The 14,227-nt window shown below is 72.8% G+C and carries 8 protein-coding genes; all 8 read right to left on the reverse strand.

Annotated elements, in window-relative coordinates; genetic code table 11:
• Positions 1-29: 29 nt before the first annotated feature.
• Positions 30-1,646, reverse strand: coding sequence for a glycosyltransferase family 2 protein (locus tag ACFWTC_RS26570; protein ID WP_383928038.1), 1,617 nt, complete (start codon positions 1,644-1,646; stop codon positions 30-32).
• Between the two features lie 69 nt (positions 1,647-1,715).
• On the reverse strand, positions 1,716-3,158 hold the full coding sequence (obgE, locus tag ACFWTC_RS26575; RefSeq protein WP_383928035.1) for a GTPase ObgE: 1,443 nt from the start codon (positions 3,156-3,158) through the stop codon (positions 1,716-1,718).
• Positions 3,159-3,338: 180 nt separating this feature from the next.
• A complete protein-coding gene (rpmA, locus tag ACFWTC_RS26580) occupies positions 3,339-3,593 on the reverse strand; it encodes a 50S ribosomal protein L27 (protein WP_030013081.1) in 255 nt (84 codons plus the stop codon).
• A 13-nt stretch (positions 3,594-3,606) separates the two neighbouring features.
• Positions 3,607-3,927 carry a 50S ribosomal protein L21 gene (rplU, locus tag ACFWTC_RS26585; RefSeq protein ID WP_383913250.1) on the reverse strand — a complete coding sequence of 107 codons (321 nt, stop codon included), beginning with the start codon at positions 3,925-3,927 and terminating at the stop codon, positions 3,607-3,609.
• Between the two features lie 1,136 nt (positions 3,928-5,063).
• Entirely contained in the window at positions 5,064-9,080 is a 4,017-nt protein-coding gene (locus ACFWTC_RS26590; RefSeq protein ID WP_384074677.1) for a ribonuclease E/G, read from the reverse strand.
• Positions 9,081-9,316: 236 nt separating this feature from the next.
• On the reverse strand, positions 9,317-10,096 hold the full coding sequence (locus ACFWTC_RS26595; RefSeq protein WP_383928029.1) for a TIGR03936 family radical SAM-associated protein: 780 nt from the start codon (positions 10,094-10,096) through the stop codon (positions 9,317-9,319).
• 571 nt (positions 10,097-10,667) lie between these two features.
• A complete protein-coding gene (locus tag ACFWTC_RS26600; RefSeq protein WP_383928026.1) occupies positions 10,668-12,593 on the reverse strand; it encodes a TIGR03960 family B12-binding radical SAM protein in 1,926 nt (641 codons plus the stop codon).
• Between the two features lie 72 nt (positions 12,594-12,665).
• Complete coding sequence (locus ACFWTC_RS26605; RefSeq protein ID WP_383928023.1) at positions 12,666-14,198, reverse strand: CHAD domain-containing protein; 1,533 nt, start codon at positions 14,196-14,198, stop codon at positions 12,666-12,668.
• Between the last annotated feature and the right edge of the window lie 29 nt (positions 14,199-14,227).

The raw sequence follows: 14,227 nt of genomic DNA on the forward strand, positions 1-14,227 counted from the left end.
TCCGTGTTCTGGCGCTGAGGTCGTGGTGCTCAGCCCGACGCGCGACCCGCCCGGGCCCGGTCGAATCGGTTGCGTACGAGGTACAGCGCGCCCGCGGCGCCGGGTGCGAGGCGCAGGGCCAGCGCTCCGGAGGCCGTGCGGTACGGCTGCGTCAGCAGGACACCGTACCGGCTGCTGGGCAGGGCCCGGCGGCGGAGCAGCGGACTGCGGGGGCGCAGCGGGGTGAGCAGGGAGCTCCCGTCGGCGCACTCCACGCCCACCTCCACGTTCCACGTCTGGAGCCGGCGCAGGCCCTGGGTCCGGCCGGTGGAGGCCAGGTCGGCGAGGCGGAAGGGCAGCAGGGCCGTCCAGCCGCCGTCCCCGTCGGGGGTCAGCTCCACCGGCTTGGCGAGCACGGGCTCACCGCCGGCGCGGGGCAGGAAGCGCAGCTGCGCGGTGCGGGGTGCGGACGCGCCCAGGCGCCCGTACAGGTCGTGCAGCCGGACGCGCACGGCCGCCTTGCCGGCCGGTTCGGCGTCCATGGTCACCGGCAGGGCGGCGGTCGGCAGGGCGAGCAGCCCGTCGAGCGGGACGGGGAGCTCCGCGCTCCACACCGGGGTCCCGCCGGGGGCTACCGCGTACGGGGGCAGCAGCCGGGGCGGCTCGGCCGCGAGGCGGGTGAGCCGCTCGACGTCGGCGGGCGGTGCCTCGGCGGCGCGCAGCACCCGTACGATCCAGCGGGCGTGCGGGGCGGCGGCCTCGATGTCGGCTTCGGCGAAGGTGTCGAGGTACTCGCGGGTCAGGGTCCACCAGGCGCGCTGGTACTCCGGGTCCTTGCCGAGCTCGCGCAGGTACATGCGCAGGTCGTACTCCAGGAACTTCACCTGGCAGGCGCGGCCCAGCTCCGGGGAGGCGTGGGCCAGGATCCGGGAGGCGGCGCGGTGTGCCTCGATCCGGGAGCGCCAGTTGCCGACGTCCTTGCGGTCCAGGGAGATCGACACCTGGGCGGCGGCGCGGCGTACGTGCCAGACGTAGACGAGGTCGCCGGTGACGGCGATGCGGGGGGCTGCGGCGAGGACGCGGGCGGTGAACACGAAGTCCTCGTAGACGAAGCGGCCGTCGGGGAAGCGCAGGCCGTGCTTGTCGAGGAAGGCGCGCTCGTAGAGCTTGTTGACGCAGAGGGTGTCCCGGACGAGGTCGGGCCGGTCGGCCGGCCGCTCGATCACGTCTCCGGGGGTGTGCAGGCCGGGCATCCACGGCACGTCGTGCTGCTGGGGCAGCTCGCGGCGGACCGCCGATCCGACGGTGACCGGGGTGCGGTGCAGGACGGCCGTGCGCACCAGGCCGTCGGCGGCTCCCGGCGGCAGGACGTCGTCGCTGTCTAGGAAGAGGACGTACGGAGCGGTCGCGAGCGCGATCCCGTCGTTGCGGGGCGTGCCGCACCCCCCGCTGTTCTCCGCGCGGTGCAGGACCTTCAGGCGGGGGTGGACGGCGGCGAGGTCGTCCAGGACCCGACCGGTGCCGTCGGACGAGGCGTCGTTCACGGCGATCACCTCGGCGACCACCGGGCCCTGGGCGAGAGCCGAAGTAACGGCCTCGCCCACGAGCCCGGCGTCGTTGTACGCAATGATCACGACGGAAACCGTGGGCGCGTTGCTGCTGTTCACCCTGTGGATCCTAGGGGACCCGTGTAAAGGCACCTTCAAACCCGAACCGGGCCCGTCGTGGGAGAACGACTAGAACGGCTTGAACTCGTCGTACTCCTTCTGCACGGAGTCGCGCTCCGCTTCCTTCTCCTTGCGGCGCGTGGTCGCCGGACGCGGAGCCTCCAGACGGTGGTCCTCGCCGCGGCGGCCCAGCATCTCGGCGCCGGCCATCATGGTCGGCTCCCAGTCGAAGACGACCGCGTTCTCCTCGGAGCCGATGGCGACGCCGTCGCCCGCACGGGCGCCGGCCTTGCGCAGCGCGTCCTCGACGCCGAGGCGGTTGAGGCGGTCGGCGAGGTAGCCGACGGCCTCGTCGATGTTGAAGTCGGTCTGGCGGACCCAGCGCTCCGGCTTCTCGCCGCGCACCCGGTAGACCTCTTCGACCTCGTCGTAGGCGATGGTGAAGCCGCTGTCGTCCACGGCCTTAGGCCGGATGACGATGCGGGTCGCCTCCTCCTTGGGCTTGCGGGCGCGCGCCTTGGCGATGACCTCGGCGAGGAAGAAGGACAGCTCCTTCAGGCCGGTGCGGTCGACCGCGGAGACCTCGAAGACCTTGTAGCCGCGTGCCTCCAGGTCCGGGCGGACCATCTCGGCGAGGTCCTTGCCGTCGGGGATGTCGACCTTGTTGAGGACGACGAGGCGCGGACGCTTCTCCAGGCCGCCCCCGTAGATCCGCAGCTCCTCCTCGATCACGTCGAGGTCGGCCAGCGGGTCGCGGTCGGACTCCAGGGTGGCGGTGTCCAGGACGTGCACGAGGATCGAGCAGCGCTCGACGTGGCGCAGGAACTCAAGGCCGAGGCCCTTGCCCTGGCTGGCGCCGGGAATGAGGCCCGGGACGTCGGCGATCGTGTAGACGGTCGAGCCGGCGGTGACCACGCCCAGGTTCGGGACGAGGGTGGTGAACGGGTAGTCCGCGATCTTCGGCTTGGCCGCGGAGAGCACGGAGATCAGCGAGGACTTGCCCGCGCTCGGGAAGCCGACCAGCGCCACGTCGGCGACGGTCTTGAGCTCCAGGATGACGTCGCCGCCGGTGCCGGGGACGCCTAGGAGCGCGAAGCCGGGCGCCTTGCGGCGCGCGGAGGACAGCGCGGCGTTGCCGAGGCCGCCGCGACCGCCCTCGGCAGCCACGAAGGTGGTGCCCTGGCCGACGAGGTCGGCGAGGACGTTGCCCTCCTTGTCGAGGACGACGGTGCCGTCCGGCACGGGCAGGATCAGGTCCGTGCCGTCCTTGCCGGAGCGGTTGCCGCCCTCGCCGGGCTTGCCGTTGGTGGCCTTGCGGTGGGGGCTGTGGTGGTAGTCGAGCAGGGTGGTGACCGCCTGCTCCACCACCAGGATCACGTCGCCGCCACGGCCGCCGTTGCCGCCGTCGGGGCCGCCGAGCGGCTTGAACTTCTCCCGGTGAACGGAGGCGCAGCCGTGGCCCCCGTTACCCGCGGCGACATGCAGCTCGACGCGGTCCACGAAGGTGGTCATGGTTGTTCCTCCAGATACAGCGGGAATTTCCCGGAAAGCCCGGGGGGTAGGCCTTGCTACCCATTGAACGTCTCTACGTGACAACGCGCCGAGGGCGGACCTCTCTTCCCGGCCTGAGCCGGGAAGAGCTGAGATCCGCCCTCGGGAAGTTACGAACGCCTGTGATCAGCCGAAGCTGGATCAGGCGGCCGGAACGATGTTGACGACCTTGCGGCCACGGTGCGTGCCGAACTCGACCGAACCGGCCTGCAGCGCGAACAGCGTGTCGTCGCCACCACGGCCCACACCCGAACCGGGGTGGAAGTGGGTGCCGCGCTGGCGGACGAGGATCTCACCAGCGGAAACGACCTGACCGCCGAAGCGCTTCACGCCGAGCCGCTGGGCATTGGAGTCGCGCCCGTTCCGGGTGGACGATGCGCCCTTCTTGTGTGCCATGTCTCAGTCCCTCTTACTTCGCAGCCGTGGGGATACCGGTGACCTTGATCGCCGTGTACTGCTGGCGGTGACCCTGGCGACGGCGGTAGCCGGTCTTGTTCTTGTACCGCAGGATGTCGATCTTGGCACCCTTGTGGTGGTCCACGATCTCGGCCTGGACCTTGATCCCGGCAAGCACCCACGGGTCGCTGGTCACGGCTTCGCCGTCGACAACGAGCAGGGTCGAGAGCTCGACCGTGTCGCCGACCTTGGCAGTGGAAATCTTGTCAACCTCAACGATGTCACCAACAGCAACCTTGTGCTGGCGACCACCGCTGCGCACGATGGCGTACACGCGGATCTCTCTCTCGCTCGATTCGGGAACCCCTGAAGCCAGCCGGCCCCGCGACAGACGCCGCAGGCCGGCCTCCCCCACACCGCGAGGCGGGACGGGAGGTGAGGTGCTCAGTGGACGGCGGGCACATAGACACGCCAGCGGCCCAGGTTACGGGCCCCGGTCGGAGGGGTCAAACCGGGGCCCGTGTCCGCTATCCGGCAGCCGGAAGCGGCGACACCGGCCAGCACCCCGGGTACGGGTTGACGACCTTGCGCGAAATCACCGAGCGGTACAAGGGGATGGACTGGTCCAAGAACGCATCCCCATTCTCGCCGTAGTGCTCGGGGAACCCGTACACCCGCCCGGGGAAATCAAGTAAGCCGCCCTCGCTGAGAAACTCCACTCGCCTCCGCTTCCAGGACGGAGATTCCCTCCACGGCCAGTCCATCGAGAATTCTCAGACCTTCCCTCTCCGAAATCGGATACGGGCCGTCCCCACACGTCGAATTTCGACATCGGGAGGTCTTCCCATCGCGCCAGTCGTTCCCGCGCCCTGACCACATAGGGATCCTGCGTGTCCGCGGAAGCCGATCTCAGCATCTCCCACATGTCTCTGTTACCTGCCATTTCGACCGCAGCCGCACCCTACTCGCAGGGATACCCACGTACCCGGTTTGCAGTGAGGCATAATCCATCACGGTCGTGATCTGATCGTGCATCCGATGCGCGACGCCTTCAAGGTTCAGGTCACAGTTGTGAATGAGAGCAGGCGCCGACCCGACTGCCACGTAAGAGGCGTGGACCCCTTCGATGGAGAGGTCGTACGTCTCCCTGGCCCCCTCGAAGAACCGCGTGGCGACCCGTGCGACGGTCAAGCCGTCGGTGTACGCGGGAGCGTCCCGGGACGGGGATCGCCCGCCTGCCCAGGAACGAGTCGTGTCGTACCGCTGCTCGGTGAGCTTGGTCTCGGTGGTGGCCGGGCCGTCCATGCCGTCACGACGCGGTCGAGCTTGTCGCAGTCGATCTCGGTCAGGGCGAAGGCCGAGGCTGTGGCCGCGAGGACCACCGGGCCGGAGCGATCACGTGCACAGGAAACGGCCCTGCCCGGCACCGAAGGGTGCCGGGCAGGGCCGTGGGAGCGCGGACCGCGGGATCTAGGCCTCGGTGGGGGCCGAGACGGACGGGAGCGCCTGCTGCTCCGCCGCCGCGGTCTTCTTCGTGGCCCGCTTGGTCGCGGTCTTCTTCGTGGTGGCCGCCTTCTTGGCGGTCGCCGTAGTGGCCTTCTTCGCCGCCGTCGCCTTCTTGGCGGTGGTGGCCTTCGCCGCGGTCGCCTTCTTGGCCGGAGCCTTCTTGGCAGCCTTCTTCGCGGGGGCCGCGTCCTGCGCCGGAGCGGCTTCCGCGGCCGGGGCGGCCGGCTCTGCCGCCTCGGTCACCGGGGCGTCGACGACGACCACGGCCGCCTCGGCGGCGCCTGCCGGGGAACCGGCGGGCGCGGTGGCCTTGCGGGTGGCACGGCGGCGCGGGCGGGCCGGAGCGGCGTCCGCGACGGGCGCCTCCTCGGCGACGGCCACCGGGGCCGGCTCGGGCTCGACGACGGCCTCGACGACCGGCTCGGGCTCGACCACCGGCGCGGGCTCGGCCACCGGCTCCGCGAAGGCCTCGGCGGGGGCGCCCGCCGGAGCGGTCGCCTTGCGCGTCGCCCGGCGACGGGTACGGCCCTTGGGGGCCTCCTCCGCCGGGGACTCCGCGACGGCCTCGGCCACGGGGGCCGCAGCGGCCGGAGCGACCGGCGCCGTCCCGTGCGGCTCGGCGACCGGCTCCGCGACGGCCTCGGCCACGGGGGCCGGGGCGGCCGCACCGCGCGGGGCGCCCGCCGGAGCGGTCGCCTTGCGGGTGGCGCGGCGGCGGTTGCGGCGGCCGCTCACGCTCGCCTCGGCCTCGGCGGGACTGCTGTACAGCTCCTCGTCCGCGACGAACTCCGGCTCGGGCAGTGCCCGCGGAGCGGCGGCCTCGGCCACCACCTCGGCGTCGGTCTCGGCCTCCGCCTCGACGGTCTCGGTGTCGTGGTCGTGCTGGTCGAACTCGGACTTGCCGCCGCGCCGCTTGGCGCGCTTGCCGTTGCCACCGCCGCCGACCACGGTCGGCGTCTCCATGTGCACGATGACGCCGCGGCCGTTGCAGTGGACGCAGGTCTCGGAGAAGGACTCCAGCAGGCCCTGGCCCACCCGCTTGCGGGTCATCTGGACCAGGCCCAGCGAGGTGACCTCGGCGACCTGGTGCTTCGTACGGTCGCGGCCCAGGCACTCCAGCATGCGCCGCAGGACCAGGTCGCGGTTGGACTCCAGGACCATGTCGATGAAGTCGATGACGACGATGCCACCGAGGTCGCGCAGCCGCAGCTGGCGCACGATCTCCTCGGCCGCCTCCAGGTTGTTCCTGGTGACGGTCTCCTCGAGGTTGCCGCCCTGACCGGTGAACTTGCCGGTGTTGACGTCGATGACGATCATCGCCTCGGTCTTGTCGATCACAAGCGAACCGCCCGAGGGCAGCCACACCTTGCGGTCGAGCGCCTTGGCGAGTTGCTCGTCGATCCGGTACGTCGCGAAGACGTCGACCTCGGAGGTCCAGCGGGACAGCCGGTCGGAGAGGTCCGGGGCGACGTGCGCGACGTAGCCGTGGATGGTCTCCCAGGCCTGGTCGCCGCTGACGATGACCTTCGAGAAGTCCTCGTTGAAGATGTCGCGCACGACGCGGACGGTCATGTCCGGCTCGCCGTACAGCAGGCTCGGCGAAGACGTCGAGATCTGCTTCGACTTCTTCTGGATGTCCTCCCACTGGGCCTGCAGGCGCTCGACGTCGCGGCGCAGCTCGTCCTCGCTCGCGCCCTCGGCGGCGGTGCGCACGATGACGCCCGCGTCCTCGGGGACGATCTTCTTGAGGATGGTCTTCAGGCGCGCGCGCTCGGTGTCGGGCAGCTTGCGGCTGATGCCGGTCATCGAGCCCTCGGGCACATAGACCAGGTAGCGGCCGGGCAGCGAGACCTGGCTGGTCAGGCGAGCGCCCTTGTGGCCGATCGGGTCCTTGGTGACCTGCACCAGGACCGACTGGCCGGACTTGAGGGCGGACTCGATGCGGCGCGGCCCGTTGGCCATGCCGAGCGCCTCGAAGTTGACCTCGCCGGCGTACAGGACCGCGTTGCGGCCCTTGCCGATGTCGATGAAGGCGGCCTCCATCGACGGCAGCACGTTCTGGACCTTGCCCAGGTAGACGTTGCCGACGTACGAGGTGGCTTCTTCCTTGTTGACGTAGTGCTCGACGAGCACGTTGTCCTCGAGGACGCCGATCTGGGTGCGCTCGCCGGCCTGGCGGACGACCATCACGCGCTCGACGGCCTCACGGCGGGCCAGGAACTCGGCCTCCGTGATGATCGGGACGCGGCGGCGGCCCTGCTCGCGGCCCTCGCGGCGGCGCTGCTTCTTCGCCTCCAGGCGGGTCGAGCCCTTGATGGACTGGACCTCGTCGGAGGAGGTGGAGGTGGACGCGGACTCCGCGCGCTCGCGGGCCGGGCGCGGCTCGCGGACCTTGACGACGGTGCGTACGCCGTCGTCCTCGCCGCCCTCGGCGGCGTCGGCGGCGGAGTCACCGCTGCGGCGGCGACGGCGACGGCGACGACGGCTGGAGCTGGAGCCGAGCGCGCCGGTGTCGTCGTCCTCGTCGTCCTCCTGCTCCTCGGACTCCTGCTCGGCGGCCGGTGCCTCGGCGTCGTCCTCGGCGGACTCGTCGAGGTCGGCGGACTCACCGCGACGGCGGCGACGGCCACCGCGGCGGCGGCGGCGCGACGGGCGCTCGCCCGAGTCGTCTCCGTCGTCGAACTCGGTGGTGTCCTCGTCGAGCTCGGCGGTCTCGGCCTCCGGCTCCTCCTGGGCGAGCACCTCGGGCAGGGAGACCGGGCCGCTCTCGGCGACCGGGGCGGCCTCGGCGGCACCGCGCCCGCGGCGACGGCGACGGCCGGCGGGCTGCGGGGCGGGGGTCTCGACGACCTCTGCCGGGGCGGCGGCCTCGGTGAGCTCGTCCTCCTCCTCGACCTCGTCGGCCGGGTCGGCGGCGCGGGCGGCCGCGGCCGCCATGGCGGCCGTCTCGGGGGTCTGGAACATCGGCTCGGCGAAGACCGGGGCCTGGAAGACGGCCACGGCGGGACGCGTGGCGCGGCGCGAGCGGGCCGGGGTGGCGGGCGCCTCGGCCTCGGCGGCGGCGGGCTGCGCGGCGGCGGCGGGCTGCGCGGCGGCGGCGGGGGCGGTGGTGGCCGGGGCGGTGGTGGCCGGGGCGGTGGTGGACCGGGTGGCGCGGCGGCGGCCGCCGCGCTTCGGGGAGTCCACGGCGTCGGCGACGGTGACGGCGCGGGCGGCGGCCTTCGGGGCCTCCTCCGCGACGGCGGGGGCCTCGTCCGCGGCGGGCTGCACGGCGGCGGCCGGCGCGGCGACGGCGCGGGTGGCACGGCGGCGGGTCCGCGGCGCCGGGGCGGCGGACTCCTCGGCGGCGACCTCGTCGGGGGCTTCGGCGACCGGCGCGGGCGCAGCGGCCTCGGGCGCAGCGGCCTCCATCGGAGCGGTGACGGCAGCGGCCGGAGCCTCGGGGGCGGTCACGGCACGCGTGGCACGGCGACGGGCACGGGGAGCGGCGGCGGCCGGAGCCTCCTCCTCGACCACCGGCGCGGGCGCGGCGGCCTCCACCGGAGCGGCGACAGCAGCGGCCGGAGCCTCCGGCGCGGTCACGGCACGCGTGGCACGGCGACGGGCACGGGGAGCGGTCGCCGGAGCGGCCTCCGCCTCGGGCGCGGCGGGGGCCTCGGCGGCCGGGGCCGCAGCGGCCTCGGCCGGAGCGGCGACGGCAGCGGCAGCGGCAGCGGCAGCGGCAGCGGCCGGAGCCTCGGGGGCGGACACGGCGCGCGTGGCACGGCGGCGGGCACGGGGAGCGGCGGCGGCCGGAGCAGCCTCCGCCTCGGGGGCGGCCGGAGCGGCCTCGGCCACCGGGGTGGTCTCGGCGGCGGTCGCGCCGGGCGGGCCCGCCGGCCGGGAGGCGGCGCGGCGACGCCTGCGCGGGGGCAGGTTGTCGCTGGGGCTGCCGCTGTCGGCGTTACCGGGGGTGGTGGTGTCGTTTTCGTTGTTGAGCATTGCGGGCGGTTCTCCCGTCACGCTCCCGGGCGCCGCGGCTGACATCCGGTCCGGCTCGGATCCGCGTAATGAGCGCGGAACCGGCCTCCGGGGCGCGTTCGCCACACGGGAGCTGTAGTCCATGGCCGCCGGTTCCGTACGTGTGTGTGCGTACGGCCTGGCGGAAGTCTTCAGGTCAATGCGCTGCCCGACCCAGGTGGCTCCCGAGTACCAGGGCTGCGCGACGACGACGATCCCTACGCGGCGGGACCTTCCGGCGCCTTCGCGTCGGCCACTACGGCGGCCGTTTGTGGGGCGGCCGTATCGGCCTCGCGGTCGGGCGCGAGCGGGTCGGTCACCGTGCCGGACTCCTCGTCGAAGAGCCCCTGCGCCAGCCTGGTCACCGCTGAGGGGACCGGCGGCGCCAGGTCGGCCACAGCTCGGAGACCGGACAGGACGTCGTCGGGTCGCACGGCAGGTGTCAGATGCCGAACAACCAGCCGCAGTATCGCACAGGCATTGTCCAGAGGCCTATCAACCTGGGCGGGAAGCGCTTCCAGACTGACCACCGCGCCGCGTGTGTCGAAGGTCCGCATGCCGTTCTTGGTCCGGCGCTGGACCTCCACCGTCTCGGCGGCGAGGAAGGCCGCCACGGCGCGTTCGGCCTCGGCCGGGTCCACGCCGTCCAGGCGCAGCTCCCAGACGGAGGCGGTGAGGCGGTCGGCGAGGCCCGGGGTGCGGGCCTCCACGGCGTCGATGATGTCGAGGCCGGTCGGCATCGACTCGTCGAGCAGTTGGCGCAGCTTCTCGGGATCGCGCTGCGCCGCGAGGGCGATCTCCAGGTACTCGGCCTCGCTGCCTGTCCCGGTCGGGGCGGCATTGGCGTACGAGACGCGGGGGTGCGGGGTGAAGCCCGCCGAGTACGCCATGGGCACCTCGGCACGGCGCAGGGCCCGCTCGAACGCCCGCTGGAAGTCGCGGTGGCTGGTGAACCGGAGGCGGCCGCGCTTGGTGTAGCGCAGTCGGATGCGCTGCACCACCGGTGCGGGTGGCGGGCCTTCGGGCTGTCGCTTGCCCAGTGGTTCTTCTCCTTGTGCGGGGCTCCGCGACCGGCGCGTCGCCCTGAGGTCTGTGAGGCCCGCCGGCCACGCCCCGCCTCCGGCTCACCCCTGCCGTTCAGGGAGGGAGATCACGGGAGCGGGCGTGTTGCCTGAGGCCTTCGTACTACTTAGAGTACGCGCCCGTGACCTCACCGGTTCCCGGGAAGGGGTACCGAAGAGCGCCTGCCGTACGCCCGCCCGCGTCGCCCGCACCGCGGCGCGTGCGGTGCGCCACACCTCTCGCGCGACATGCCCGGCGGGAGTGGCGACCTGCCGGTAGGCCCACGCCACGGGCCGGGCGACGAGCCCGCGCCACAGCAGGAGCAGTCCGCGCCCGGCGGCCCGGCTGACGCGCCCGGCCAGCCGCCAGGCGGCGAGGAGGACGTGTCCGATCGGCGTGAGCACGTACGGGAGGCCCCCACCGTTGCGGGTGGGGGCCCCTCGATGCGCGGGCGTTACGCGGTGGCCGCGGTGCGGGTCACTTCGCGACCGGCTGCTTCACGACCGGCTACTTCACGACCGTGAGCGGCAGCAGCTTCTTGCCGGTGGGGCCGATCTGGATGTCGAGGTCGAGCTGCGGGCAGACGCCGCAGTCGAAGCACGGGGTCCAGCGGCAGTCCTCGACCTCGGTCTCGTCGAGGGCGTCCTGCCAGTCCTCCCAGAGCCAGTCCTTGTCGAGACCGGAGTCCAGGTGGTCCCAGGGCAGGACCTCCTCGTACGTGCGCTCGCGGGTCGTGTACCAGGCGACGTCCACGCCGTACGCGGGCAGCGCCTTCTCGGCCGCCTCCATCCAGCGGTCGTAGCTGAAGTGCTCGCGCCAGCCGTCGAATCGGCCGCCCGACTCGTACACGGCGCGGATGACGTCGCCGACGCGGCGGTCGCCGCGCGAGAGCAGGCCCTCGACGACGCCCGGCTTGCCGTCGTGGTAGCGGAAGCCGATGGAACGGCCGTACTTCTTGTCCCCGCGGAGCTTGTCCCGGAGCTTGCCCAGACGGGCGTCCGTCTCCTCCGCCGACAGCTGCGGAGCCCACTGGAACGGGGTGTGCGGCTTCGGCACGAACCCGCCGATCGACACCGTGCAGCGGATGTCGTTCTGGCCGGAGACCTCGCGGCCCTTGGCGATGACGTTGACCGCCATGTCGCCGATCTGGAGCACGTCCTCGTCGGTCTCGGTCGGCAGGCCGACCATGAAGTACAGCTTCACCTGGCGCCAGCCGTTGCCGTACGCCGTGGAGACGGTCCGGATCAGGTCCTCTTCCGAGACCATCTTGTTGATGACCTTGCGCATGCGCTCGGAGCCGCCCTCGGGGGCGAAGGTCAGGCCCGAGCGGCGCCCGTTGCGGGTGAGCTCGTTGGCCAGGTCCACGTTGAAGGCGTCCACGCGGGTCGACGGGAGGGACAGGCCCACCTTGTCGTCGGTGTAGCGGTCCGCGAGGCCCTTGGCGATGTCGGCGATCTCGGTGTGGTCCGCGGAGGACAGCGACAGCAGGCCGACCTCCTCGAAGCCGGTCGCCTTCAGCCCCTTCTCGACCATTTCGCCGATGCCGGTGATGCTTCGCTCCCGCACGGGGCGCGTGATCATGCCGGCCTGGCAGAAACGGCAGCCGCGGGTGCAGCCGCGGAAGATCTCCACCGACATCCGCTCGTGGACGGTCTCGGCGAGAGGGACCAGCGGCTGCTTCGGGTACGGCCACTCGTCGAGGTCCATGACGGTGTGCTTGGACACGCGCCACGGCACGCCGGAGCGGTTCGGGACGACGCGGCCGATGCGGCCGTCGGGCAGGTACTCGACGTCGTAGAAGCCCGGGACGTACACGCCGCCGGTCTTCGCGAGGCGCAGCAGGACTTCCTCGCGGCCGCCCGGGCGGCCCTCGGCCTTCCAGGCGCGGATGATCTCGGTCATGTCGAGGACGGCCTGTTCGCCGTCGCCGATGACCGCGCAGTCGATGAACTCCGCGATCGGCTCGGGGTTGAAGGCCGCGTGGCCGCCCGCGAGGACGATCGGGTGGTCGACGGTGCGGTTGCGGGCCTCCAGCGGGATGCCCGCGAGGTCCAGCGCCGTGAGCATGTTGGTGTAGCCGAGCTCGGTGGAGAAGGAGAGCCCGAAGACGTCGAACGCCGACACGGGGCGGTGCGAGTCGACGGTGAACTGCGGCACCTTGTGCTCGCGCATCAGCTCTTCGAGGTCCGGCCACACGCTGTACGTGCGCTCGGCGAGGACGCCCTCGCGCTCGTTCAACACCTCGTACAGGATCATGACGCCCTGGTTGGGCAGCCCGACCTCGTACGCGTCCGGGTACATGAGCGCCCAGCGGACGTCACAGGCATCCCAGTCCTTGACGGTGGAGTTCAGCTCTCCGCCGACGTACTGGATCGGCTTCTGGACGTGCGGAAGCAGGGCCTCGAGCTGAGGGAAGACCGACTCGGTCATCACGCGACTTTCGTGAAGCGGGCAGGGGGCGACTCTCAAGCGTACCCCGGGGCACAGCCGCCCCCTCCCGCATGATCATCCGAGGGCGGCCCACAGCGCCGGGTCGGCCGCCTCCGCCCAGACGTCGGGGAGTTCGCGTTCGCGGAGGTCGGCCAGGGCCTCCTCGCGGCCGTACAGGACGCCCCAGGTGAAGCCCGGTTCCCCGGCTCCCTGCGCCTGGGCGGCGAGGCCGCGCAGGGCTTCGCGGGCCACCACGCCGTCCTGGTGGTCGCCGAGCAGGGACTGGACCGACTTCACCGCCTCGGCGAGCCGCTTCGCCGGTTTCCCGAGTGCGGGGACGGCCGCCTCGGCCGCGTAGCGGGCGCGCTTCGCCGCCTTGCGGGCGTCGTGCAGGGCCAGGTCGCGGTCGTGGCCCTGCTCCATGGCCAGCGCGTCCCCGACCCGTCCGGCGAGGCGCTCGAAGTCGCGGAGCACGGCCGCGGGCAGCACCTCGCGCGCGGGCCGGGCGGCGGCGTCGCGCAGCGGCGGGTCGTCCAGCAGTACGTCGAGGGCGTCGAGCAGGGCGACGTACCTCTTGCCGTCGAGCACGGCCAGGGCCCGGCGCCGGGATCCGGCGCGGCGGGTGGCGTTCCACACGCGCAGGCGGCTGCGGACCGGGCCGGTGACCAGGGTGCGCGTCAGCTCGCCCAGGCGAGTCTGGATCCGCTCCAGGAGGACCTCCTGGTCACGGTCGACGCCGAGTTCGGCGGCCAGCCAGCGCAGCTCCTCGCCGACCGGGTCGGTGGCGTCGCGGTCGAGCACCTTGCGGTAGGTCTTGAAGGCGCTGCGCAGCCGGCGCGTGGCGACCCGCATCTGGTGGACGGAGTCCGGCAGGTTCCGGCGGACGGCCGGGTCCTGGGCGACGAGGGTGTCGCGCTGCGCGCGCAGGTACGCGAGCACGTGGGCGCCCGCCGTGCCGTCGGGGCCGCCGCCGGGCCGGGCGGGGGGCTCGGCGCCCGTCTCGGCGAGGGCGCGGGCGAGTTTCGAGGGGGCGTCGGAGACCTTGAGCCCGGCCTTGCGGAAGGTCTTCTCGACCGCGTCGAGCAGCGCGGGGTCCACTCCGTCGGCGAGTTCGACCTCGACCTCGGTCCAGGCCGCGGCGGCGTCGCCCCGCTCGGCGCGGACCGCGTCGGTGGCCAGTTCGGCGAGGAGGGCGCCGTCGGCGTCGAGGAGGTGGCTGACCCGGCGCGAGGAGACCAGCCTGACCTGCGGGGCCAGGCCGGCGCCCCGGACCCGGGAGCGCACCAGTGCGGCGAGGGAGGCGGGGAGGGCGTCGCCGAGCGGGGCCCCGATCTCGTCGCGGACCCCCGGGGAGACGGGCAGTTTGAGGTGCCAGCCGGCGTCCGCGCCACCGGTTCTGCGGCGCAGGGTGAGACCGTCGGCGGCGAGCCGCCGGTCGGGGGTGTCGTAGTAGACGGCGTCGAGTTCGACGGTGCCCTGGTCGGTCACGGCCGTGATGCCGGCCGTGCCCGTCAGGTCCGGCACCTCGCGCCGGGCCGGCCCGGAGCCCTTCTTCCCGGTCCGCATGAACTCGAATTTCCGCTCGATCTCGCGCTTCGTGTCCGCCATAAACCGAATTTAGTCCTGAACGGGACACG

Origin of the sequence: Streptomyces sp. NPDC058619, assembly GCF_042717785.1 — a bacterium.
Lineage (GTDB): Bacteria > Actinomycetota > Actinomycetes > Streptomycetales > Streptomycetaceae > Streptomyces.

Coding starts and splice junctions, on each gene's coding strand:
- obgE (WP_383928035.1), bottom strand. CDS start 3,158: ATGACCACCTTCGTGGACCGCGTCGAGCTGCATGTCGCCGCGGGTAAC.
- rpmA (WP_030013081.1), bottom strand. CDS start 3,593: ATGGCACACAAGAAGGGCGCATCGTCCACCCGGAACGGGCGCGACTCC.
- ACFWTC_RS26590 (WP_384074677.1), bottom strand. CDS start 9,080: ATGCTCAACAACGAAAACGACACCACCACCCCCGGTAACGCCGACAGC.
- ACFWTC_RS26605 (WP_383928023.1), bottom strand. CDS start 14,198: ATGGCGGACACGAAGCGCGAGATCGAGCGGAAATTCGAGTTCATGCGG.